General features: G+C 61.9%; 23 protein-coding genes, 1 other RNA gene, 1 pseudogene and 1 riboswitch. Of the genes and pseudogenes, 8 read left to right on the top strand and 17 right to left on the bottom strand.

Annotated elements, in window-relative coordinates:
* Positions 1–163 precede the first annotated feature (163 nt).
* Together rsrA and ACFRJ9_RS18550 are read right to left on the bottom strand one after the other, a co-directional pair.
* Positions 164–424, bottom strand: a complete 261-nt coding sequence (gene rsrA / locus ACFRJ9_RS18555; RefSeq protein ID WP_377670929.1) for a mycothiol system anti-sigma-R factor — start codon at positions 422–424, stop codon at positions 164–166.
* Positions 421–1,122, bottom strand: a complete 702-nt coding sequence (locus ACFRJ9_RS18550) for a sigma-70 family RNA polymerase sigma factor (protein WP_377670927.1) — start codon at positions 1,120–1,122, stop codon at positions 421–423. The genes rsrA and ACFRJ9_RS18550 overlap by 4 nt, the downstream gene beginning before the upstream one ends.
* A 271-nt stretch (positions 1,123–1,393) precedes the next feature.
* On the opposite strand from ACFRJ9_RS18550, the gene ACFRJ9_RS18545 reads away from it, so the two are divergent.
* The 7 genes from ACFRJ9_RS18545 to ACFRJ9_RS18515 all read left to right on the top strand — a co-directional run bounded on the left by ACFRJ9_RS18545 (position 1,394) and on the right by ACFRJ9_RS18515 (position 8,586).
* The gene (locus ACFRJ9_RS18545; protein WP_377670925.1) at positions 1,394–1,909 is read left to right on the top strand and encodes a DoxX family membrane protein; all 516 of its coding nucleotides are present in this window, start codon (positions 1,394–1,396) and stop codon (positions 1,907–1,909) included.
* A 6-nt stretch (positions 1,910–1,915) separates the two neighbouring features.
* Complete coding sequence (aroA, locus tag ACFRJ9_RS18540) at positions 1,916–3,274, top strand: 3-phosphoshikimate 1-carboxyvinyltransferase (RefSeq protein ID WP_377670923.1); 1,359 nt, start codon at positions 1,916–1,918, stop codon at positions 3,272–3,274.
* 2 nt (positions 3,275–3,276) lie between these two features.
* Positions 3,277–4,392, top strand: coding sequence for a ribosome small subunit-dependent GTPase A (locus ACFRJ9_RS18535; protein ID WP_377670921.1), 1,116 nt, complete (start codon positions 3,277–3,279; stop codon positions 4,390–4,392).
* Positions 4,393–4,446: 54 nt separating this feature from the next.
* Positions 4,447–5,259 carry a histidinol-phosphatase gene (gene hisN, locus ACFRJ9_RS18530; protein ID WP_377670918.1) on the top strand — a complete coding sequence of 271 codons (813 nt, stop codon included), beginning with the start codon at positions 4,447–4,449 and terminating at the stop codon, positions 5,257–5,259.
* A 182-nt stretch (positions 5,260–5,441) separates the two neighbouring features.
* A riboswitch (SAM riboswitch) is annotated at positions 5,442–5,555 on the top strand.
* 31 nt (positions 5,556–5,586) lie between these two features.
* Entirely contained in the window at positions 5,587–6,981 is a 1,395-nt protein-coding gene (locus ACFRJ9_RS18525) for an aminotransferase class V-fold PLP-dependent enzyme (RefSeq protein ID WP_377670916.1), read from the top strand.
* A gap of 69 nt (positions 6,982–7,050) precedes the next feature.
* On the top strand, positions 7,051–7,863 hold the full coding sequence (locus ACFRJ9_RS18520) for a class I SAM-dependent methyltransferase (RefSeq protein ID WP_377670913.1): 813 nt from the start codon (positions 7,051–7,053) through the stop codon (positions 7,861–7,863).
* 9 nt (positions 7,864–7,872) lie between these two features.
* Positions 7,873–8,586, top strand: a complete 714-nt coding sequence (locus tag ACFRJ9_RS18515) for a metal-dependent transcriptional regulator (protein WP_377670911.1) — start codon at positions 7,873–7,875, stop codon at positions 8,584–8,586.
* A gap of 18 nt (positions 8,587–8,604) precedes the next feature.
* Here ACFRJ9_RS18515 and ACFRJ9_RS18510 read toward each other — a convergent pair whose 3' ends face one another.
* A complete protein-coding gene (locus tag ACFRJ9_RS18510) occupies positions 8,605–10,059 on the bottom strand; it encodes an MFS transporter (RefSeq protein ID WP_377670909.1) in 1,455 nt (484 codons plus the stop codon).
* Positions 10,060–10,090: 31 nt separating this feature from the next.
* On the opposite strand from ACFRJ9_RS18510, the gene ACFRJ9_RS18505 reads away from it, so the two are divergent.
* Positions 10,091–10,465, top strand: a complete 375-nt coding sequence (locus ACFRJ9_RS18505; protein ID WP_377670907.1) for a hypothetical protein — start codon at positions 10,091–10,093, stop codon at positions 10,463–10,465.
* Here the strand turns inward: ACFRJ9_RS18505 and ACFRJ9_RS18500 are convergent.
* The 14 genes and pseudogenes from ACFRJ9_RS18500 to ACFRJ9_RS18435 form a co-directional block, all read right to left on the bottom strand.
* Positions 10,462–11,475 (bottom strand): S1C family serine protease, encoded by a 1,014-nt coding sequence (locus tag ACFRJ9_RS18500; RefSeq protein ID WP_377670904.1) that lies wholly within the window; start codon positions 11,473–11,475, stop codon positions 10,462–10,464. The genes ACFRJ9_RS18505 and ACFRJ9_RS18500 overlap by 4 nt on opposite strands.
* A 199-nt stretch (positions 11,476–11,674) precedes the next feature.
* Positions 11,675–12,043: a transfer-messenger RNA gene (ssrA, locus tag ACFRJ9_RS18495) on the bottom strand.
* Between the two features lie 109 nt (positions 12,044–12,152).
* Complete coding sequence (smpB, locus tag ACFRJ9_RS18490) at positions 12,153–12,623, bottom strand: SsrA-binding protein SmpB (protein ID WP_017198498.1); 471 nt, start codon at positions 12,621–12,623, stop codon at positions 12,153–12,155.
* A 65-nt stretch (positions 12,624–12,688) separates the two neighbouring features.
* Positions 12,689–14,104 carry a peptidoglycan DD-metalloendopeptidase family protein gene (locus tag ACFRJ9_RS18485; protein WP_377670902.1) on the bottom strand — a complete coding sequence of 472 codons (1,416 nt, stop codon included), beginning with the start codon at positions 14,102–14,104 and terminating at the stop codon, positions 12,689–12,691.
* Positions 14,105–14,159: 55 nt separating this feature from the next.
* Positions 14,160–15,074 (bottom strand): permease-like cell division protein FtsX, encoded by a 915-nt coding sequence (gene ftsX / locus ACFRJ9_RS18480; protein ID WP_377670899.1) that lies wholly within the window; start codon positions 15,072–15,074, stop codon positions 14,160–14,162.
* Positions 15,071–15,835 (bottom strand): cell division ATP-binding protein FtsE, encoded by a 765-nt coding sequence (gene ftsE / locus ACFRJ9_RS18475; protein ID WP_377670897.1) that lies wholly within the window; start codon positions 15,833–15,835, stop codon positions 15,071–15,073. The genes ftsX and ftsE overlap by 4 nt, the downstream gene beginning before the upstream one ends.
* 179 nt (positions 15,836–16,014) lie before the next feature.
* Complete coding sequence (gene prfB / locus ACFRJ9_RS18470; RefSeq protein WP_377670894.1) at positions 16,015–17,133, bottom strand: peptide chain release factor 2; 1,119 nt, start codon at positions 17,131–17,133, stop codon at positions 16,015–16,017.
* A 69-nt stretch (positions 17,134–17,202) separates the two neighbouring features.
* Positions 17,203–17,613 carry a pilus assembly protein TadG-related protein gene (locus tag ACFRJ9_RS18465; RefSeq protein WP_377670936.1) on the bottom strand — a complete coding sequence of 137 codons (411 nt, stop codon included), beginning with the start codon at positions 17,611–17,613 and terminating at the stop codon, positions 17,203–17,205.
* A gap of 176 nt (positions 17,614–17,789) precedes the next feature.
* Positions 17,790–18,320: a hypothetical protein gene (locus ACFRJ9_RS18460; protein WP_377670892.1), complete on the bottom strand. Its 531-nt coding sequence runs from the start codon at positions 18,318–18,320 to the stop codon at positions 17,790–17,792.
* Positions 18,301–18,648, bottom strand: coding sequence for a TadE/TadG family type IV pilus assembly protein (locus ACFRJ9_RS18455; protein WP_377670890.1), 348 nt, complete (start codon positions 18,646–18,648; stop codon positions 18,301–18,303). The genes ACFRJ9_RS18460 and ACFRJ9_RS18455 overlap by 20 nt, the downstream gene beginning before the upstream one ends.
* A gap of 81 nt (positions 18,649–18,729) precedes the next feature.
* Positions 18,730–18,969, bottom strand: coding sequence for a hypothetical protein (locus tag ACFRJ9_RS18450; RefSeq protein ID WP_377670888.1), 240 nt, complete (start codon positions 18,967–18,969; stop codon positions 18,730–18,732).
* An 83-nt stretch (positions 18,970–19,052) separates the two neighbouring features.
* Positions 19,053–19,994, bottom strand: coding sequence for a type II secretion system F family protein (locus ACFRJ9_RS18445; protein WP_377670885.1), 942 nt, complete (start codon positions 19,992–19,994; stop codon positions 19,053–19,055).
* The gene (locus ACFRJ9_RS18440; protein ID WP_377670882.1) at positions 19,991–20,845 is read right to left on the bottom strand and encodes a type II secretion system F family protein; all 855 of its coding nucleotides are present in this window, start codon (positions 20,843–20,845) and stop codon (positions 19,991–19,993) included. The genes ACFRJ9_RS18445 and ACFRJ9_RS18440 overlap by 4 nt, the downstream gene beginning before the upstream one ends.
* Positions 20,845–21,195 (bottom strand): annotated as a pseudogene (locus ACFRJ9_RS18435) (CpaF family protein); the annotation flags it as partial. The gene ACFRJ9_RS18440 and the pseudogene ACFRJ9_RS18435, both read right to left, overlap by 1 nt.
* Positions 21,196–21,215: the final 20 nt, after the last annotated feature.

Here is a 21,215-nt window from a genome sequence, read left to right as displayed (position 1 = left end):
CCGATTCAGGCCTGACGAAGCACCGCTTAAACGAGACACGGTCGTTGCAACTCCCAAAAATTCTGGGTGTTGCAACGACCGCTAGAACCCAAGACTTTACGGTTTCCGGGGCCTTTGGCGTTATTGCCCGGTTGGATCAGGCAGCGTCAAAGCAAAAGGTGGATCAGGCATCCACAGGCTTGATGGAGTGAATCCTGTCGAGAATGGAATTCTTGAGGTTTTCCGGGGCCGATTCGGTGCACGAACGCTTAACCATGGTGCGAATCAGGCACTCAAGGTCATACTGCTCGGCACATTCCTCGCACGTATCGAGGTGATGCTTGATCTCCGTGAGGTCCTCGCGGGTCAAAGCGCCGTCGAGGTATTCATAGATCCGCTGCATCCGCGTATCGTCGCAATCGCCCAATCCTTGGCAGTCGCTCATTTCTCTTTCTCCTGATTGTTGCTTCCGGCCGCGGCCTGATCTTCGGTATGGGCCCTGAAGCCCCGTTCAGCGGCATAATCCGCCAGCATGTCCCGCAGCATCTTCCTGCCGCGGTGCAACCGCGACATGACCGTGCCGATCGGGGTGTTCATAATCTCTGAAATCTGCTTGTACGCATAGCCTTCGACGTCGGCAAAGTAGACCGCCAACCGGAATTCCTCCGGAATGGCCTGCAGCGCGTTCTTGACGTCGGAGTCCGGCAAGTGGTCCAAGGCCTCGGCCTCTGCGGACCGTAGGCCCGCGGACGTATGCGACTCTGCCTTGGCCAGCTGCCAATCCTCGATCGTGTCCGAGTTGGACTGCAACGGTTCGCGCTGCCGCTTCCGATAGAGGTTGATGTAGGTGTTGGTCAGGATGCGGTACAACCAGGCCTTGAGGTTCGTGCCCGGCTTGTACTGGTGGAACGCCGAAAACGCTTTGGTGTAGGCCTCTTGAACGAGGTCCTCAGCGTCCGACGGATTCCTGGCCATCCTCATCGCGGCCGAGTACAACTGATCCACGTACTGCATGGCGTCGCGCTCAAAGCGCGCCCGCCGCTGTTCGGGGGTTTCTGTTGAGACGTCGACGTCGGCCGCCGCGGCGTCATCCCCGCCGGCTGCTTCATACATGGCCGCTGCGGCCGGTTCAATGGTGCTCATCGTTGCCAAGTCTACTGTCAGCTTCCGGGAAACCGGCTGTGTACCGTATCCGGGCTCCAGCAGGACCGCGCGGTCCTTAACCAAAGTCAAAAAACCAACTCCGTTCAGCGAGGCGGCAACACCATTGCCGCGGTCCGGTCTCCACCGCACCTGACGTTCACAACGGCTGTCGCCGGGTAAATATTCCGCAAAAGTGCAAGACTAGAGCAGACTGCACCCCGTGAACACAACACTCATCGAATAGTGTGGCAAGCCATCCAGGAGGCAAGACATGTCTGTTATCCGTTTTCTCGCGCGACCTATGCTCGCGTCCAGCTTCGTCGTAGCAGGTCTGGACAAGCTCAGGAATGCGGACGACACCGCCAAGCAGTTATCGCCAATCCTGCGCCGGGCCTCGGAGTCGCTCCCCTTCAAGACTGACGAGAAGACCTTGGCGCGCGTCATCGGAGGCGCGCAATTGGGTGCCGGAGCATTGCTCGGACTTGGCAAGGTCTCCCGATTCGCGGCCACTGTACTTGCCCTGACATCCGCCCTGAATTCCTATGTTGAGTGGCGCTCGGCCGACATCAGCACGAAAGAAGGCAGGAGCGCCCGCAAGGCACAACTCCTCAAGAACATATCCCTGACGGGCGGCGTACTTCTGGCGTCCGTTGATACCGAAGGCCGTCCGGGGTTGGCCTGGCGGGCGGAGCACTTGGCCGCTGACGCCAAGAAGGCCACGGGCAAGCAGATCAAACGCACGGACAAAGCAGTACGCAAGGCCGTTGACAACGCAGTTGGAGCATAAGGACGCATGACAGGTACCACCGCAGCAAACGCCGCCACCACCGCACTTCCCCTGTGGCCGGCCCCTTTTGCCGAGGGGCCGGTGGACGCAACGGTCACGGTACCCGGCTCAAAGTCCCTGACCAACCGCTTCCTGGTGCTGGCTGCTTTGGCGGACGGCCCGTCGCGCCTGAGGGCTCCACTGCATTCGCGCGACTCGGCCCTCATGGTCCAGGCACTCAGGCAACTGGGCGCCACCGTCACGGAGATCCCCGGGGACGGCGACTACGGTCCTGACCTTGAGATCACGCCCATGGACCCGGCCGCCTCCAGCGCAGAGACTGCCATTGACTGCGGTTTGGCCGGCACTGTGATGAGGTTCGTTCCGCCGCTGGCGGCGATGCGCAATGGCGCCACTGTCTTCGACGGTGACCCCCACGCACGCAACCGGCCGATGGGAACCATTATCGAAGCCCTGATCGCGCTCGGCGTTCCGGTGGGTGCCGAAGGCGGCGCGACGCCGTCGGCTCTTCCATTCACTGTTAACGGCACCGGCGAGGTCCGCGGCGGACATCTGGTGATTGATGCCAGCGCCTCATCGCAATTCGTCTCAGCACTGCTGCTGGTGGGTGCCCGGTTTACCGAAGGCCTGCATCTGGAGCACGTCGGCAAACCTGTTCCGAGCCTGGACCACATCACCATGACCGTGTCGGTTCTCCGCAGCGTCGGGGTGACGGTGGATGACTCCGTGCCCAACCACTGGCGCGTGTCCCCCGGAACCATCCGGGCCTTCGACCAGCGGATTGAGCAGGACCTTTCCAACGCCGGCCCTTTCCTTGCGGCCGCCTTGGCCACGAGGGGTACCGTCCGCATTCCCAACTGGCCAACAGGCACTACCCAAGTGGGTGACCTTTGGCGCAGCATCCTCGCTGCCATGGGAGCAAGCGTCTCCCTTGACAAGGGAACACTGACCGTGACCGGCGGGCCGGAGATCAAGGGCGCCGACTTCGACGAAACAAGCGAACTCGCACCCACCGTTGCAGCGTTGTGTGCGCTCGCCACGGGCCCTTCACGGCTAACCGGCATCGCCCACCTGCGCGGGCACGAAACTGATCGGCTCGCCGCATTGGTTGCTGAAATCAATCGGCTTGGAGGTGACGCGGAGGAGACCGCGGACGGGCTCGTCATCCGCCCGGCCACACTGCATGGCGGTACTGTGCACAGCTACGCCGACCACCGCATGGCCACTGCAGGCGCCATCCTGGGACTCGCCGTCAAGGGCGTGCAGGTGGAGGACATTGCCACGACGTCCAAGACCATGCCCGAGTTCCCCGAAATCTGGGCCGGCTTGCTTGATTCAATTGGCGTCGACGAGGCAAGCAACTGACGATGGGCCGCGACGCACGCTCCTGGGATGAGTCCGATGTCCGGATCCGTCCCAACAAGAAGGGCTCAAGGCCCAGGACCAAAGATCGTCCCAGCCATGATGATGCCGTCATCGGGCGGATCATCACCGTGGACCGTGGACGCTACAGGGCAATTGTCGGAGAAGACTCAGCGGACGAGCGCATCGTCATTGCCGCGCGCGCCCGTGAGCTGCGGCGAAATCCGGTGGTCCCTGGCGATTTCGTCGCCTTGGTGGGTGATGTCTCCGGCTCCCCGGATACACTCGCCCGGCTGGTCCGAGTTGAGGAGCGCAAAACCCTCCTCCGCCGAAGCGCCGACGACACAGATCCCATCGAACGCGTGGTCGTGGCAAATGCCGACCAGCTCGTGGTGGTTGTTGCGGCGGCCAATCCAGAACCGCGCACCGGATTCATCGACCGGGCACTCGTGGCAGCCTACGACGCCGGCATCGAACCATTGCTGCTGATCACCAAAGCGGACGTCAAGGATCCGGCGGAACTGCTTGCCAACTACCTCAGCCTGGACTTCCCTGTGATCATCAGCCGGACGGCCGATGCCGAGGCTTCCGGTATCGATGCCCGCTCGGACGACGGACTGTCCGCCCGGTTGGACAGAGACGCAGTGTCCCAACTCCGCGCCCACCTCGACGGCAAAGTGACTGTCATGCTCGGCCACTCCGGGGTCGGCAAGTCCACCATGGTCAACGCGCTGACAGGCGCTGAGCGGGCCACGGGCGGCGTCAACGCCGTAACAGGGCGTGGGCGGCACACCTCATCCTCCGCGCTGGCCCTGAAGCTGGCCGATGCACCGTCCGGCAGCTGGATCATCGATACCCCCGGCATACGTTCCTTCGGCTTGGCGCACGTCGATCCGGACCGGATCCTGCGCTCATTCCCTGACCTCGAACCCGGCACCGAAGCGTGCGACCGCGGCTGCAAGCACGATGCCACCGCCATCAATTGCGGCCTGGACGCCTGGGTGAACGCGGGCCACGCGGGGCCTTCAGGCGTACCGCGGCTTGCTTCCCTGCGCCGTTTGCTGGGTGCCGACCCGAGGCTGGAAGCCAAAGAGGCCAAGGAGCTGGGCACTGTCAACTGATCGTTGCCGCTTCACGTCCCCACTGCGGGGATCGTTTCAGGATAGTTTGGTGGCATGACCCGACCCGTTTCCAGCTACAACGATGACCTGCGACTGGCTCACGTCCTCGCCGATTCCGTCGATGCCCAGACCATGGACCGATTCAAGGCACTGGACCTGCAGATCGAAACCAAGCCTGACCTCACACCCGTCACGGACGCCGACAAGGCCGCCGAGGAAGCGATCCGCGGGCAGTTATCACGCTCTCGTCCCCGTGACGCCGTCCTCGGCGAGGAGTTCGGGAGCAGCGGGCACGGCTCGCGTCGCTGGATTATCGACCCCATCGATGGCACCAAGAACTTTGTCCGCGGGGTTCCGGTGTGGGCCACATTGATCGCCCTCGTGGACGAAGGAGAGCCCGTTGTGGGTGTGGTCAGCGCGCCCGCATTGGGCAAGCGCTGGTGGGCCGCCAAGGAAATGGGCGCCTACATGGGCCGTTCCCTGGCATCGGCCACCCGACTCAAAGTTTCCAATGTCTCGCGCCTGGCAGACGCCTCGATGTCCTACTCGAGCCTTTCGGGTTGGAAGGAGCGCGGCAACCTGGATGAATTCATGGGGCTCACCGAGGACATCTGGCGCACGCGCGCCTACGGTGACTTCTGGTCCTATTGCCTGGTGGCCGAGGGTGCCGTGGACATCGCCTGCGAGCCGGAGCTGAACCTCTATGACATGGCAGCGCTGGTCCCCATCGTTACGGAGGCAGGCGGTCGCTTCACGTCCCTGGAGGGCGAAGACGGCCCCTTCGGCGGCAATGCCCTGGCGACGAACTCCATCCTGCATTCCGAGGTCCTCAAGCGGCTCAACCCCGCCTTGGACGACCTCCTCTGATGTAATCCAGCCTGCACACTTCTGGACAGTTTTGGCGAATTTTCGACGGCGGGTGCCTCCTTTGGGAGGCACCCGCCGTCTTTTATTCGACGAAACGACTGCCCGCCATTCTCCGTAACAATGTGCTTAACAAAACCTGGCGGCTTTGGAGGGAGCGTCGGAGGTGCCCTAACCTCTTTACAGGTCACGAGTGCCAGCGCTAAACCCCGGTTTGCTGGCCGGCAACCCTCCATTCGCGGTGGGGTGCCCCGGGTGACGACCTGGCCGGTCCGGAACGGATACGGCAAGCGCGGATCCCCTGCGGGGGTCCCTCTTGAGTGAGGTCCCATGAGCACTGTCACGTTAAACTCAAACACCAGGCCGTCCTCCGCACAGGCAGCCGCCGCCTCGCGGCCGCTGGCCGCAGTCACTGGCGCGGAACTGCAGGCGCCCCTGATTCAGGGCGGCCACGTTCGCTATGCCAATCTCGACTACGGTGCTTCGGCACCTGCGTTGACCATTGTGTCGGCCTATCTGAACGAAGTTCTTCCGTACTACGCCAGCGTCCACCGCGGCGCCGGCTACGCGTCCCAGATCAGCACCTCGGTGTACGAGAACTCCCGAAACATCGTCCGGGAGTTCGTCGGCGGCAGGGCGGACGATTCCGTCATCTTCACCCGCAACACCACGGACTCCTTGAACCTGCTGGCCGGGTGCCTTCCCCAGGTCAACGGACAGAACACCGGCGAGGTCCTTTACCTGGATATTGAGCACCACGCCAACCTTCTTCCCTGGCAGGGTGTACCGCACCGCAGCGTCATTGCGGCCCCAACACTGGCGGCCACCTTGGAGAACCTTCGTGCGGAGCTCAGCGAGGGCGGCGTGTCGCTGCTCGCCATAACGGGCGCTTCCAACGTAACCGGCGAAATCCTGCCCATCGCACAGCTGGCGTCGTTGGCCCACGAATACGGGGCACGGATTGTGGTGGACGCGGCCCAGCTCGCTCCGCACCGCCGGATCAACATCGCCGAGGCCGACGTCGACTACGTTGTTTTCTCCGGCCACAAGCTCTATGCACCCTTCGGTGCAGGCGTTGTTGTTGGCCGGCCGGATTGGCTTGACGCAGGACCCCCCCACTTGGCCGGCGGCGGAGCCGTGCGTGAGGCCCGCCTGGACTCCGTCAGCTGGGCCACAGGACCGGCCCGCCACGAGGGCGGCTCCCCCAATGTTTTGGGCGCAGCCACGCTTGCCCGTGCCACCCAGGTTCTGGCAGGGCTGGATGAGGATGCGTGGCATGCCCACGAGGCCTCCATCCGCTCGTACCTTGTGGATGGACTGCGGGCGATCGACGGCGTCACCGTCCACCAGATCTTCAGCGATTCCGAGGACACCATTGGCGTGGTCAACTTCTCTGTTGAAGGTTTCGACGCTGGATTGGTCGCCGCATACCTGGCGGCCGAGCACGGAATCGGTCTCCGGGACGGCCGTTTCTGCGCCCACCCGCTCCTGAAGCGCCTCGGGCTCCCGTCCGGGTCCCTGCGCGCCAGCTTTGGCGTTGGTTCGAGGTTGGAGGACGCTACGAGGCTCCTTGCCGGTATCGAGGAACTCAAGCACACCGGGCTGGGCTGGGACTACGTGGTGGATGAAGGCCGCTGGGTCCCCGCCAACGATCATCGCACCTACCCGGAGTGGGCTCCGAACACACCCGGCACGGCGGGCGCTGCGCCCTGCACTGTGGACTGAGGCCTGTTCATTCACCAGCTGCGGTAAATTCGTAGGGTATCTTTGGCGGCCCTGTGAAGGAGTTTGTGCGTGGCTATTGGTTCCCTGGGTACTTCGGGCGGTCAGGCCGGTCCAGGAGGACCAAAACTTCATGCCAACCGCCGGCATGAGCTCGGTCAGAGCTTCCAGGACGGCGGAGAGCACTACCATTTGGTGCGCCCCGGGTATCCTCGCGACTCCGCCGGTTGGCTTTTGCCGTCGGAAGCGAGGACTGCCGCGGACATCGGTGCAGGGACCGGCAAGTTCACAGGCCTTCTCGTGGAGCGCGGACTCGAGGTCACAGCTGTCGACCCTTCGGCAGACATGCTGGAGCAATTGCGGAAGTCCTTTCCACGCGTCACTGCACTGGAAGGCACCGCCGAGGCAACAGGACTGGCGGACTCAGCATTCGACGTCGTCAGCGTTGCCCAGGCGTGGCACTGGTGCGACCCCCTCACAGCAAGCACGGAAATCGCCCGGATCCTGCGACCAGAGGGAGTATTGGGCCTCATCTGGAATCAATTGGACACCTCTGTTCCGTGGGTACACCGCCTCTCGCGCATCATGCATGCTGGTGACGTCCACAAACCGGACTTCCGGCCAGTCATCGGACCGGAGTTCGCAGGCCTGGAAAGTCACGTAACCAGCTGGCAAGACGCCCTGACTCCTGAAGGCATCATGGAACTGACCAAGTCCCGCAGCTACTATCTCCGCGCCAACGATGCCACGCGGGCCAAAGTCATCAGCAACCTTGAGTGGTACCTCCACGACCACCTGGGGCACCAGCCGGGCGAAACCATCCAGTTGCCATACGTGACGCAGACGTGGCGCGCAACGAGGATTCCCGGCGCCCGGCCACGGTAGGCTTGGATTGTGAAGACCAGTACGCCCTCCTCCTCGATTGAGGACTACGTTAAGGTCATCTACTCCTATACCGAGTGGCAAGACAAGCCCATCACGTCATCGCAGCTCGCGCAGCGGTTGGGCGTAGCCAACTCGTCGGTGTCGGAAATGGTGCGCAAGCTCAAGGACCAAGGACTGGTGGACCACCAGCCCTACAGTGCCATCAGGTTGACGCCGCAGGGCATGCGCCTAGCGTTGTCGATGGTCCGGCGCCATCGCCTCATTGAGACCTACCTGGTGGAGGAACTCGGCTACAGCTGGGACGAAGTCCACGACGAAGCCGAGATGCTGGAGCATGCGGTGTCCGATACCTTTGTTGAGCGGATGTCAGCGAAGCTCGGCAATCCGGTGCGCGACCCGCACGGCGATCCTATTCCCGCCGCCGACGGTTCAGTGGAACTGCCGCATGCCTACCGCATGATCGAGCTGGACCAAGGCCACTCAGGGCGCATCACCAGGATCAGCGACGAAAACCCGGACCTTCTGCGTTACTTGGCGGCGGAGGAGATCACGTTGGACGCCGCCGTCGAAGTAGTGGGGCGCAAACCCTTCGGCGGAGCATTGGTAGTCCGCATCGGCAGCGGCCCGCTCCGCCGTGAGTTCGATCTCGCGGACGAGGTAACGTCGGCTCTCTGGGTATACAGCGCCGAAATCCATGAAGGCTGCGTACTCCCCGCCCTCTGACGGTTGAGCCGCTCCAGGTCAGCTGTGCTGTCCGGCCGCTCCGCCGTCGTCGGACGCCGTGTCTGGTTCGCCGCCCGCGGCAGCCTTCGCTCCCCGCACCGGATTCCGGATTCCGACGGCGGACGCCACTGCGCCTGCCAGGAACAGCGCGGCTGTCACCACCAAGGCATTGTAGAGGCCTTGCCGCGTGAAGACCGGTCCCACGATGAGTCCTGCAAAAGCAATGCAGATCAGTCCCGCGATTCGGGCTACGGCGTTGTTGACGGCTGAACCGATTCCAGCCTCCTCCGTTGGTACCGCCCCAAGAATCGCCGCCGTGAGGGGAGCAACGAGCGTCGCAAGACCGATCCCGAAGACAATCTGGCCCGGAAACACCTGCGTCCAATAGTTGAGCGGCTCCTGAACGGACAGGCACATCAGGAAACCCACGGCGCACAATAACGGGCCCGCCGCCATGAACCAGCGAGGTCCATACTTTCCGGCCAGCCCGCCAAAGTAAGATGCACTGAACATCAGGATTATCGTGCCCGGAAGCAGGGCAATACCCGCGACCGTGGCGCCCATCCCACCCACCTGCTGCAAGTAGATGCCAAGGACAAAGAACCCCAAGGAAATGCCGCCGTAGATGGCCAGCGTCGCCACGTTGCCCCAGGCAAAGTTGCCGATGGTGAAGAGCCTGAGCGGCAGCATGGGGTCCGCAGTCCTCGCCTCATGGATCAGGAACAGGGCCAGCGCTGCAACACCTGCCAGCAGGGGCACCCAGACTTGAGGATTGCCCCAGCCCAGGCGGCCCTGTTCAATAAACGCATACACAGGCCCGCCCAGGCCGATCATGGCCAGGAAAGCGCCAAGGTAGTCAATTCTCTTGCTCCTGTCCCTGGCCGCATCCGAGGCCCGGAGCCCGGCCAGCACCGGCCAAATAGCAACAGCCGGGATCACGTTGATAAAGAAGATGACTCGCCAGGAGAGCATATCCACCGAAAGGCCGCCGATCAGCGGCCCGACGATTGCGGCAGCGCTGGTCCATCCCGACCATTGCCCGATCGCCTTTGACTGGGCGGGACCTGAGAACGACGTAATGATCATGGCGAGGGAGCTCGGTACCAGGAGCGCGCCCGCGATGCCTTGGAGCGCGCGGGACACCACCAGCACCTCTCCGGTCCATGCAAGCCCACACATCACGGACGTCACGGTGAAGCCGGCCAAGCCCCATTCGAGAATCCGCGCCCGGCCGAAATGGTCAGAGAGTGATCCGGCCACGAGGATCAGCGCACCCAGCGTCAGCAAATACGCATCCACCACCCATTGCTGAATGACCAGGCCACCACCCAGTTCCCGGCCGATGGCCGGCAGTGCGAGATTCACCACAAATCCATCGAGGATTGCGATGAAAGAGGCCACGATTGCCACGACGAGTACGCGTTTCTGGAGGGGCGAACTCGGCAGCAGGGCCGCTGCGTCAGTCATGAGCACAGCCTACGCCCGGGAAGTCCCGTATCGTTGGATGGTGATTAGCAGACGTGATGCCGCATTGGCCCTTGATATACCGATGGAAATGGCCCAACGCCACGGCATCCCGGCGCGGCTCACCGAGGCAGAGCTGAAGGACCTGCAGGACAATCCCCCGGCATGGTTGGTGCAGTCTCGCGCGAACCGCACAGGCAAAAGGCCCGTCTGGGTCCATCTGACATGCGCGGTCTGCGGGTACTCCGAGGCAATTCGCCCCAAAAAGTGGTGGCCCGAGTTCTCGTTTGTTTTCTGCGGCCACCACCGCAACAGCGAACTACCCACCCTCTTCCTCGGCGACGTGCGCAGTGAGTTCGACGGCATAGGCAGCCGCTTCATCGGTGTGGTGGACGTCCGGGAGGACAAGGGCTAGCCTCCCTGTTGCTGGCTCATTTCAGATGGCACTGCAATGAGCTGGAGCGTTTGCCCCTCCCGCAGTACCGTCAGCGGGAAAGGCTCCCCAATGGCTTCCTCGAACAGGAGCTTCTGGAGGCTCTCCGCACTGGACACGGCCCGTCCTTGCGCCCGCAGCACTATGTCCGCCGGTTGGACCCCGGACAGTTCCGCCGGGGAGCCGTGGATCACCTCCACAACGCGCAGCCCCTCCCTCTGGCCAGTCCGAACCACGGCACTCGCGTCGAGAGGGATCGGCGTGCTCACCAGCCCCAGGTAGGCGCGCCGGACCCGTCCGTCCTTCAGCAGCGAGGCGATGATCCGCTGTGTCGTCCTGTTAATAGGGATGGCGAGACCAAGGCCGAGTCCGGCCACTGCGGTGTTGATCCCGACGATGCGACCACGCGTATCTGCCAACGCGCCTCCGGAGTTTCCCGGGTTCAGGGCCGCGTCGGTTTGGATGACGTCCTCGATGACTCGCCTGTGCTCGCCGGCACGTACAGGGATCGACCTGCCCAGGCCACTCACTACCCCGGCTGTGACCGAGCCCGCCAACCCCAACGGATTGCCTACGGCTATCACCAGCTGACCCACCCGCAAGGATTCGGCGTTGCCCAACAAGGCCGGCGTCGGGGTTGACCTGACACCGCGCACCACCGCCAGATCTGACAACGGGTCCGCGCCTACCAGCTCCACATCGGTGTGCTTGCCGTCGGCGAACACCGCCCTTCCGGACCGGATGCCCGCCACGACATGGGCGTTGGTCAGCATGAATCCATCTCCTGTGAAAACCACTGCCGATCCACTGCCCATGCGGACCCTGCCATTGCGGCCGGTGCTTGTCATTTCGATGGCGGCAACGTGCGGAGTGACGGACTCGGCCACGCGGACAACCACCTTGGAGTAGGCGTCCAGTGCGTCATCGCCACCTTCATCCCGCCACGGGTGCGGATCTGGGTCCGGCAGTTCGAACTCCGGCTCAGTACTCATCGTGCGCCTCCTGCCAACGCTGTACCTGCACCGTCCCAGTGCCCTGTGCTGTGTTAGCTGGGCTGAGCTAAGTGCCTATCTCATACAACGGCCGGCATCGATCAGCTAGTCCGGATTACGGTACGCCGTGGGTGAACGTGGAAACGTCCTGTCGGGCACGAAGAAAGCCCCCGGATCACAAGGATCCGAGGGCTTTCCAGGGTGGAGATGGGGGGAATTGAACCCCCGTCCGATGTCGTTTTGTCAGGGCTTCTCCGGGCGCAGTTTGCGTCGGATTTTCTCGGCCCCAGCCATCCTGCAAACAGGTAGCTGATCCGGGCCCAGTCATCTAAGAGTCCCGTTTACCTCAATGACGAAGGCAAACAGCAGTGGCTATCTAAATGACGCCAGGAACCGGGGCGATAGCATCCCCGGGCTGACGGACTGTCTTACTGCTTAGGCAGCGAGAGCGAAGTCAGTGCGCTTAGATTCGGCACTTATTGGTTTGCAGACAGCGTTTACGAGATAATTCTGCATCCTCGGCCCGCTTCACCTGTCGCGACTAACATCGTCGAAACCGATCATCCCCGTATTTTGTTACCAAACCCGGCAGGCGGATCGAATACTCGAAATCCCTGCCGGACTATTCATCATAACGCATGCATCCGGGAGATCATTCCCCGAACACGGCGCACGGCCTAACGGCGGTTGCGTTCCCGCAGTTCACGCAGTGATTCGCGCTTGTCCTGCTGCTCACGCAGGGTCTGCCGCTTGTCATAGTCCTTCTTGCCGCGGGCGATGGCGATCTCCACTTTGGCCCTGCCGTCCAGGAAGTAAAGCTGAAGGGGCACCACAGTGAAGCCTGACTCGCGGATCTTCTGTGAGATCTTGTCCAGTTCGTCACGATGGAGCAAAAGCTTACGACGCCGGCGGGCGGCATGGTTGGTCCAGCTCCCCTGGTGATACTCGGGGATGTGGATGCCCTCCATCCACAGCTCGTCATTGTAGAAGGTACAAAAGCCATCCACCATGGAGGCATGGCCCTCACGGAGGGACTTCACTTCTGTTCCCATGAGAGCGATGCCGGCCTCATAGGTATCCAGGACATGGTAGTTATGCCGGGCCTTCCGATTGGTGGCCACTACCTTACGGCCACTTTCCTTGGGCACGGTAGAACTCCTTGATAGATACGGATTTGAACCAGTGTACGCCAGCGCGGCGTCCGCTCGGTGCGCTAGAGCAGCGTCATGGGGTCAACTGCGACGCCGTTGAGCCAGGTTTCGAAGTGGGCATGGCAACCGGTGGAATTGCCTGTGCTGCCGGAGTAGGCGATCAACTGTCCAGCCGAAACCTGCTGACCATTCGCCACCACGATGCTGCTGTTGTGGTAGTAGATGGTGGTCAGGGAGTTTCCTTGAACGACGCCATGGGACAACTTCACCCGCCAGCCGCCACCATCGGCCGAGTTCCAGCCGGAGTTGAAGACTTCGCCCGCTGCGGCAGCGTAGACCGGAGTTCCACAAGCTGCTCCGAAGTCGATGCCCGTGTGCATGTAACCGCCAGTACCGTAGAAGTCGATGGTTCCAGGCGGCGTCGCACGCCAGCCGAATCCCGACGTGATGGGTACCTGGCTGGCGAACGGATGGCGCAACCCGAAGGCAGACGGCGAACCCGTTGCAGGCGGAACATACGGGGCTTCCGGGGGCGCCGGCCTGCCCTGTGCAGCGGCGGCGGCAGCCGCGGCTGCTGCAGCCTCCGCGGCGAGACGGCGCTGCTCTGCTTCCCAGGCTTCCCTTAGTTTGCGGTCGCGCTCAACAATTTCTGCGGCAACTGAGTCCTGCTCGGATTTGACCCTCGCCAGGTTGGCTTCAATGCCCGGCTTGGCGGCCTGAAGTTGTCCGTTAAGACGCGTCGTGTCTTCGATCAGCTTGTCGACTTCGGCCTTCTTGCTGGCCGCCTCGTCCCTTGCTGACTTTTCACGTTCCAGCGCAGCATCGGCTTTCGCCTTCAGATCCTGGATTTCCTCTTCAACAGCAACGAGCCTTGCCTGAGAGTTAACGTTGGTAGCGTTCTGCTGGGTCAGCTTCGTCATCGCCGCGTTCTGGCTGCGCATTGCCTGGTCAGCCAAATCCATGGACTCAGTCAGGCTGCCGTTCTCGTTGGATCCGAACAAGAGGGCGATGTTGGTTGGCACGCCTCCGGACTTGTAAGCCTGTGAAGCGATCTGCCCGATCAGCTTTTTGGTGTCGGTGATCTTTTGCTTGTCGCTCTCAAACTGTTCGGTGATCTTTGCCTTGTTCTGCTGGGCAAGCTCCACTCTGGCAGCCAGGGCCTCGACTTCCTTGACAGCGCTCGCCACGCGCCCCTGCGCCTCCAGCAGAGCCTGTTGCGCACCCGGGAGCCGGCCTTGGTAGATCACAAGATCCCCAGCGGCCTTCGCAATGTTCGAGTCCACGAACTCAAGGGACGCCTGGACCCGGGCAGCTTCTGCTTCCAGCGCAGCCTGCTGGTCATCGAGGTTGTCTGCCTGGGCAGCAGGCACGCCCGACAAGAGACTCACAGCCAGACCGACAGCCAAAACAGCGCCAAGAATCCGAGCTTGGCCGGACGCCAGGCGCCGACGCAGGGAGTTCGGGTCCAACGTGGTCATCAGGAATCCTTTTCGCTTGTCAGGAGGGTTGTTCGTTGAGTCCAGTGGTTCATTCCTAGACCTTCAAGTAGCGCCGGAGGGTCAGCAACGAGGATATGCCGGCCAAGCCACCGCCAAGGGCAATAAGCACCGGGGCTATTACCAGGACTTGGGTAGAGGAAATGAACGGAGTGTTCAGGAACTGCTTGGACAGGTCGCCGTTAAGCCAGAAGTGCGCCATGAGCCATAAAGTGACGGAAGCCAGGAGAGCTCCAACGACGGCGGCGATGACGCCTTCCAAGATGAAGGGCAATTGAATGACCGTTTTGGAGGCGCCGACCAGCCGCATGATGCCTGTTTCACGTCGCCGGCTAAACGCCGAGAGCCGGATCGTAGTGGTGATAAGCAGCACCGCACAAAAAATCATCACCGCGGCCACGCCCATGGCTGCCACCGAAGCTCCATTCATCCAGGAGAAGATCCGTTCCAGCACCTGTCTCTGGTCGCTGACCGTCTCGACTCCAGGCTGGGAGGAGAACGTTTCGCTGATGATCTGGTACTTTTCCGGGTTCTTCATGTTGATCCGGAATGAGGCCGGCAGTTGGTCCTCGGACACGGAATCAACAATGGGCGAGTTGGAGAACTGTTCCTTGAAGTGCGTGTAGGCCTCGGCCTGTGATTCGAACTGGAAATCGTTGATGTACTGCTTGACTGCCGGAGATTCGAGCATCGCCTGAAGGTTGGCTTGCTGCTCCTTCGTGGCCGGCCCTGAAGCGCAACCAACCGCCGTCGAACCGTCATTGCAGAGGAAGACGGCTACCTGGACTTTGTCGTACCAGAACCCCTTCATCTGATTGATCTGCATTTGCAGCATTCCGGCCGCACCAACGAACGTCAGGGAAACAAAAGTCACCAAAACGACGGAAATCACCATGGACAGGTTGCGGCGCAGGCCACTGCCAATCTCCCCCAGGATAAACAAGAGCCTCACAGCTGTGCCCCCTGCGCGCGATCCAGTTCCTCGCCGCTGGCATCCTTCAGCCTGCGCGATTCGCCAACCACGGGAATCATTGAGGTGTACAGCGCCTTGGCTTCGTCGCGGATGACCTTGCCGTTCTTGAGTTCCACCACGCGGCGCCGCATTTCATTGACAATGTCGTCGTCGTGGGTTGCCATGACTACAGTGGTGCCGTTCTGGTTGATCTTGTCCAGGACACCCATGATGCCCATGGAGGTAATGGGATCCAGGTTTCCAGTCGGTTCGTCCGCGAGCAGGATGCCGGGACGATTCACCACAGCGCGGGCAATAGCTACACGCTGCTGCTCGCCACCTGAAAGTTCGTGGGGCATTCGGCGTTCCTTGCCCTCCAGGCCCACGGTCTTCAGGACCTCGGGAACTGTCTCTCGGATGATGGAGCGGCTCTTGCCGATGACCTGCATTGCGAAAGCAACGTTGGCGAAGACGTTTTTCTGCGGAAGCAGGCGGAAGTCCTGGAAGACAACACCGATCCCGCGTCGGAGCTTCGGGACACGCCAACTGGAGATGTTGGCTACGTTCTGGCCGGCTACGTAGACGGACCCGGAGGAAGCTTTGTCTTCCTTCAGGATCAACCGCAGGAAGGTGGACTTGCCTGAGCCCGAGGCGCCCACGAGGAAAGTGAATTCACCACGGTTGATCTCAAGGCTTACGGAGTCCAGCGCCGGTCGGGCGTTCTGCTCGTAGACCTTGGTGACATTCTCAAATCTGATCATGGCCCTTTAGAACCCCGCCGGACGTGACATGGTCGCGCAGTCCAACAGCCGGAGCGCGGGCTTTCGATGTGGGAAGTGAGAGCACCGGCCTCTCGACTATACGCACGGGCAGGCCGGGATTCAGGGGCTTGCACAGGCGTGTCGCAGAATCCGAGTGCCCTGCGGCACCGGCAATACCCCTAGCTGGCTGCGGCGTTACGGTTGCCCGTACGCCAGCGGATGCCGGCGTCGATGAAGTCATCAATGTCGCCGTCCAGAACGGCTGACGTATTGCCTACCTCGTGCTCCGTTCGCAGGTCCTTGACCATTTGGTACGGATTGAGCACGTAGGAGCGCATCTGGTCGCCCCAGGACGCCTTGACGTCACCGGCCAGAGCTTTCTTTTCAGCGTCCTGTTGTTCCTTCTTAACCAGCAGCAATCGGGACTGCAGCACGCGCATGGCCGCGGCCCGGTTCTGAAGCTGTGATTTTTCATTCTGCATCGACACCACAATGCCCGTGGGGATGTGGGTCAAACGCACGGCGGAGTCGGTGGTGTTGACGGATTGGCCGCCGGGTCCCGAGGAACGGAAAACGTCCACCCGGATTTCATTGTCCGGAATCTCGACCGAGTCCGTCTGTTCAATCAGCGGAATAACTTCAACAGCCGCGAAGGACGTCTGACGGCGCCCCTGATTATCGAAAGGACTGATGCGAACAAGCCGGTGGGTACCGGCTTCGACGCTCAAGGTGCCGAAAGCGTACGGTGCCTTCACTTCAAAAGTGGCAGATTTCAGGCCGGCTTCTTCGGCATAGGACGTATCCATCACAGTGGTGGGGTAGCCATGGCGTTCAGCCCACCGCAGGTACATCCTCATCAGCATCTCCGCGAAATCGGCAGCATCAACGCCGCCAGCCCCGGCCCTGATGGTGACCACGGCTTCGCGTTCGTCGTATTCGCCGGACAGAAGCGTAACGACTTCGAGTTCGGCCAAGGCCTTGCGAATTGATGTCAGTTCTTTGGCAGCTTCTGCCATGGAGGCTTCGTCGCCCTCATCCTGGCCGAGTTCCACGAGCACTTCGAGATCGTCGATTCGGGAAGCAAGCTTTGAGAGACGTTCAACTTCCGACTGTCGATGCGACAACCGGGACGTCACCACTTGGGCGGAAGCAGGATCGTCCCAAAGGTCAGGAGCCCCCGCCTGCTCGCTGAGTTCGGCGATCTCAGCCTTCAAAGCATCAACATCGGTGACGTTCTCGATGGAGCTGTAAGTTGCGCGAAGCGCGCGGATTTCTGCGGGAAAATCAATCTCAGCCATGGTCATTCAAGCCTACGCTATCCATCGGACTCCCCCGACGGCGACGCAACAATCGCATCCCGTGGACCTCTACTGGGTCAGCCTGGACCGCGCGGTTGACGTGGCCTCAAGCACGATCCCCTCCGGCAAAAGGAAACTGATGACCGGCGGGTGGGCGACTGCCCTAAGAACCACCACCGCCGTTCCGCCGGGCTCACTCCCGGTTCCGACCCCAACGACCAACTGATCGTGACGGGTGAAGGCACCACTATCGGCCAGATAAGAGCGGGTAGCCCCAAGCACCCGTTCGTCCACCAGCGGGGCGGTCGGAACAGCTCCTCCCCCGAGGTCTCCCACCAGAAAGGAATCCGCCGCAGCGAGCGCCGCTCCGTCAGCCAGGGACAACAGCTTCTTGTGCTCGAGGTACACCGCGGATGCGGCCATGACCATGGTGGCCAACAGTAAGGTCAACAGCACGTAACCCACGATGAGAACCGTTATTTGGCCTTCTTCGCGGATGCGCTTGCCAGATGATCCACAGGCGACGTCTGCGCCTTGCTCCCTTGCCCTGCTTGGCTCTCTAGTCAGTGCTGGTTCTGCTGTAGGGCCTGGCTTTCCTGCCGGTCCCGGCTTTCTTGTCGGCCCCGGCTCGCCTGCTCGGCGGGACTGCCGAAGAGTCATTTGTATCGCCCCGCAACTTGCACGGATGAGGCGGTCAGCCGGCTCGCATGCAGGTTCAGTTCGTCACCGAAAGGCACCATGGGCAGGGGAACGTCCAAACGAACAGTCACCGTGACAGTCGCACCGGCCGACAAACAATCCTCACGATCACACGTGATCTCGACGCTGGCTTGGTCTGGCGTGTGGCCATAGTCATTCAGCGCTACCAGAACACTCTGCTCCGCCGCGGTCCTCCCCCGGGCTGTGTCCGGTTGTGTCACGAAGACCTTGGCCGCCTGGTCCGCCGCCCCCACGACCGCAAAAGACCCACCTTGGATTTGGCCGATGGTTACCACGAAGTACACCACCGGAACCATGAGCAGCACAGTCAGAAACGTAAATTCCACTACCGCGCTGCCCCTTTGGTCTTCGGCGACGCGTGGCGCATCCTGGTGGGCCGATCCATCCGGCAAACACACGGCCTCCCGCAGCCTGTCCCAGACAGCGGCCAGCAGCTGATCCGGTGTGTCACCCGGAAAGCGCAGCATGACCCTTCACCTCCAACAGTCCGCCGGGACCGATAAGCCCAATCATGGGCAAAGGTGCCGTCACGGTCACTTCCAAAGTACGGACTCCGTCGACCACCAGCTCGGAGATGGCAACGTCCCCGGCAAAGTCGTTGTTCAGGGCTGAGCCGATCAGTGAAATTGTCCTGGATTGGGCGTCCACGGCCGTCCGATCCGCCAATGCTCCGTAGCGGGCACCGGACGCTGCGGCATCAATCAGTGTGTTCCGGACGTGCAATACGAGCATGAGCTGAACGATGGACATCAGGAACAGGGTCAGCAGTGCACCGACCAGCACGAAATCCACCACAGCGGATCCTCGCTCGGGGTGGTCACTCAACGAGGCTGGTCGGCAACTGCCCTGCGCGCGGAAACTGGCACGGTTCATGCCTTAGTTGCCCACCTTGCTCATCGCTTGATCGAAGAGATCCTCCAGCGCAGGCGAAGCTATTGCGAGGAGACCGGCCACAAGGATGGCGGACATCAGCGTGATCATCACCCAACCGGGGACATCACCCCTGTCACGTTCCTCCCTCGCTGGTAAGGCGCGGACTACCACCACGGTCGTCCACAAGAGGAACGTCCAAAGCAGGTGGGTCGAAGTAGTCAGTTGGCGGGCGATTCTGTTCATTTTTTCCTCACTACATGGTTTCTCTGGCCGGCTAGGGCTTGATCTGGCGAAGGGGTGATGTCGTAGAAGGCGGATACTCGGCGCTAGAAAGTCATCTCAAGGGCCGCAATGGCAGGGAAAGCCGCGAACACCACCGTGAGCGGAAGTACACCGAAAACCAAGGGAACCATCATGGCTATCTCCTTTCGGCCCGCGGACTCCATGAGCTCCCGCTTGGCTGCATCACGGACGTCCGCAGCTTGGGCCCGAAGGACATCGGCCAACGGAGTCCCCCGCTCAACGGCGACGACCAATCCGTCGACGAACCTGACCAACGGAGGCAGCTCAGTCCTGGCGGAAAAGGTTTGGAGTGCTTCCGCCAGCGGCTTCCCGGCACGCGTATCGGCGAGGACAGTCGCAAACTCAACTGAGAGTTCACCCCGGGAACTCCTGCGTACCCTGTCCATCGCACCCAGGGCGCTCTCTCCCGCGGCAACGGCGAGTGCCATCAATTCCGCCAGACTGGGAAACTCGGCGAGCATCCTGGACTCCCTCCGCTTAATACGTTGGCCCAACGCGAAATCACGAAGAAGGAACCCGGAGAGGGCACTACCGAATACGGACATCAACGCAACGGCAGGGTTGAATCGCCCTGAAACGGCTGCGAGTGCCACGATAATCAGCGCGAGCAGGAACGCCGTGGCCGCCCAGAGCAGTTGCTCGGCCCGGAAATCAAGTGTCGTTTTCACCGAACCCGCCCTCGCCAGTCTTTTTGCGAGCGCGGGTGCAGTGAGGTTGAATCTGGAAAAGTATCCAATGGCATCGCGGAACAGTGGACGCACTATTCGCTCCAGGGGCCCGAACGGCGTGAGGTTGTGCGTTGGCGCGCGGAGAAGCCGGGATTCGAGGTTGTGGGACTTCAGCTGCGGGGCGACTCGATCGCTGAAAGTCACTCCCCTCATGAAAGGAAGCCGGACCAGAATCAACCACAACCCGGCTCCAAGAACCAACCCGTGGAGCACTGCCATGGCAAGCGATGTACTCATCGAAGCACCCGCTCGTCCTCGGGCAGGGCGCCGATCCTCAGCATGGCCGCGTAACTGAGCACCGAGACCAAGAGGCCAGCGAGCAAGACTACGGCTCCCATGCCGGAGTTGTACGCCAGCATTGCTTCCGGGCGTCCGGCCATGACAACCACCACGATCCATGGCGCTGTGACTGCAAGCCGCGCGGCATTAACAGTCCAGGATTGCCTTGCCTCAAGTTCACTGCGGGTCCGTGCGGTCTCTCGCAGGAATTCCGCCAAGGTGCCCAGCATTCGTCCCAGATCGGACCCGCCCACTTCCCTTGTCATGCGCAGGGCCTCGATAATGCGGTCCGCAACAGGATCTGCCAGGCGTTCCTTGAGTTTGTTCAATGCGTCCTCGAAGTGACCCCCGGACCTGTAGTCAGCGCCAAAGTCCAGGAACAATGTCCGCAGTTCCTCGGGCCCTTTGTGGCCCAGCTGGACCAACGCTTCCGGCAGCGCGAGGCCCGCACGGATGGCGGACCGCAGGTGGTCAACGACGTCGGGCCACAGCTGGCGCAGCGTTGCGCGGCGCCTCCGTGCTCGCCAGCGCACAACCGCGAAGGGCGTCCAGGAGCCAAAAAGCCCGAAGCACAAGGCCACGGCTGGCGACCCTGTCAGCACGAAGAACACAAGCGCGGCAACCAATCCCACTCCCGCGCACGTGAGCAGCAGACCGCCACCGGAAACCCTCTCAATGCCTGCAGACAGCAAGAGGAGGTCGAGTCGTCGGGGTCTGGGTTGTTTCGCCGCTGCCGCCGGCTGCTCCCACGCGGACCACCACACGAGAAACACCCCAATGCCACACAGGATCCCAAGAAGCGGTGCCATCAGTTCACCTCCAGCAGTTGGGCTACGTCGAAACCCGCCCGGGCAAACTTTTCAGCCGCCGGCATGGAGTTGGCCTTGGGCAGCAGCCGACCGCCTACCAAGCCAAACACCCCGGAGGATTCGATGATGCCGTTCTCGACCCTCCTTCCGAGTGACAGTATTTCCGTCACCTGCCTACGCCCCGTTGAGTGGCGGCTGCAGTGCACCACCAGGTCGATGCACGAGGCAACGGTGGGCAGCACGAAGGCACTGGAAATGTTGGATCCGGCAAGCAGCGGCAGAGTGCAGATCTTGGTGACGGCGTCGTGGGCGGAGTTGGCGTGAACCGTGCACATGCCCGGCAGCCCGGACTATCTTGAAACGCAACTCA

Origin of the sequence: Paenarthrobacter sp. NPDC056912, assembly GCF_042786555.1 — a bacterium.
Lineage (GTDB): Bacteria > Actinomycetota > Actinomycetes > Actinomycetales > Micrococcaceae > Arthrobacter.
This window is presented reverse-complemented; position numbering and strand designations above follow the sequence as displayed.

Bases quoted from the DNA above. Each gene is read 5' to 3' on its own strand.
- rsrA (WP_377670929.1), bottom strand. From the start codon at position 424: ATGAGCGACTGCCAAGGATTGGGCGATTGCGACGATACGCGGATGCAG.
- ACFRJ9_RS18550 (WP_377670927.1), bottom strand. From the start codon at position 1,122: ATGAGCACCATTGAACCGGCCGCAGCGGCCATGTATGAAGCAGCCGGC.
- ACFRJ9_RS18545 (WP_377670925.1), top strand. From the start codon at position 1,394: ATGTCTGTTATCCGTTTTCTCGCGCGACCTATGCTCGCGTCCAGCTTC.
- aroA (WP_377670923.1), top strand. From the start codon at position 1,916: ATGACAGGTACCACCGCAGCAAACGCCGCCACCACCGCACTTCCCCTG.
- ACFRJ9_RS18535 (WP_377670921.1), top strand. From the start codon at position 3,277: ATGGGCCGCGACGCACGCTCCTGGGATGAGTCCGATGTCCGGATCCGT.
- hisN (WP_377670918.1), top strand. From the start codon at position 4,447: ATGACCCGACCCGTTTCCAGCTACAACGATGACCTGCGACTGGCTCAC.
- ACFRJ9_RS18525 (WP_377670916.1), top strand. From the start codon at position 5,587: ATGAGCACTGTCACGTTAAACTCAAACACCAGGCCGTCCTCCGCACAG.
- ACFRJ9_RS18505 (WP_377670907.1), top strand. From the start codon at position 10,091: ATGGTGATTAGCAGACGTGATGCCGCATTGGCCCTTGATATACCGATG.
- ACFRJ9_RS18500 (WP_377670904.1), bottom strand. From the start codon at position 11,475: ATGAGTACTGAGCCGGAGTTCGAACTGCCGGACCCAGATCCGCACCCG.
- ACFRJ9_RS18485 (WP_377670902.1), bottom strand. From the start codon at position 14,104: ATGACCACGTTGGACCCGAACTCCCTGCGTCGGCGCCTGGCGTCCGGC.
- ftsE (WP_377670897.1), bottom strand. From the start codon at position 15,835: ATGATCAGATTTGAGAATGTCACCAAGGTCTACGAGCAGAACGCCCGA.
- prfB (WP_377670894.1), bottom strand. From the start codon at position 17,133: ATGGCTGAGATTGATTTTCCCGCAGAAATCCGCGCGCTTCGCGCAACT.
- ACFRJ9_RS18460 (WP_377670892.1), bottom strand. From the start codon at position 18,320: ATGCTGCGCTTTCCGGGTGACACACCGGATCAGCTGCTGGCCGCTGTC.
- ACFRJ9_RS18450 (WP_377670888.1), bottom strand. From the start codon at position 18,969: ATGAACAGAATCGCCCGCCAACTGACTACTTCGACCCACCTGCTTTGG.
- ACFRJ9_RS18445 (WP_377670885.1), bottom strand. From the start codon at position 19,994: ATGAGTACATCGCTTGCCATGGCAGTGCTCCACGGGTTGGTTCTTGGA.
- ACFRJ9_RS18440 (WP_377670882.1), bottom strand. From the start codon at position 20,845: ATGGCACCGCTTCTTGGGATCCTGTGTGGCATTGGGGTGTTTCTCGTG.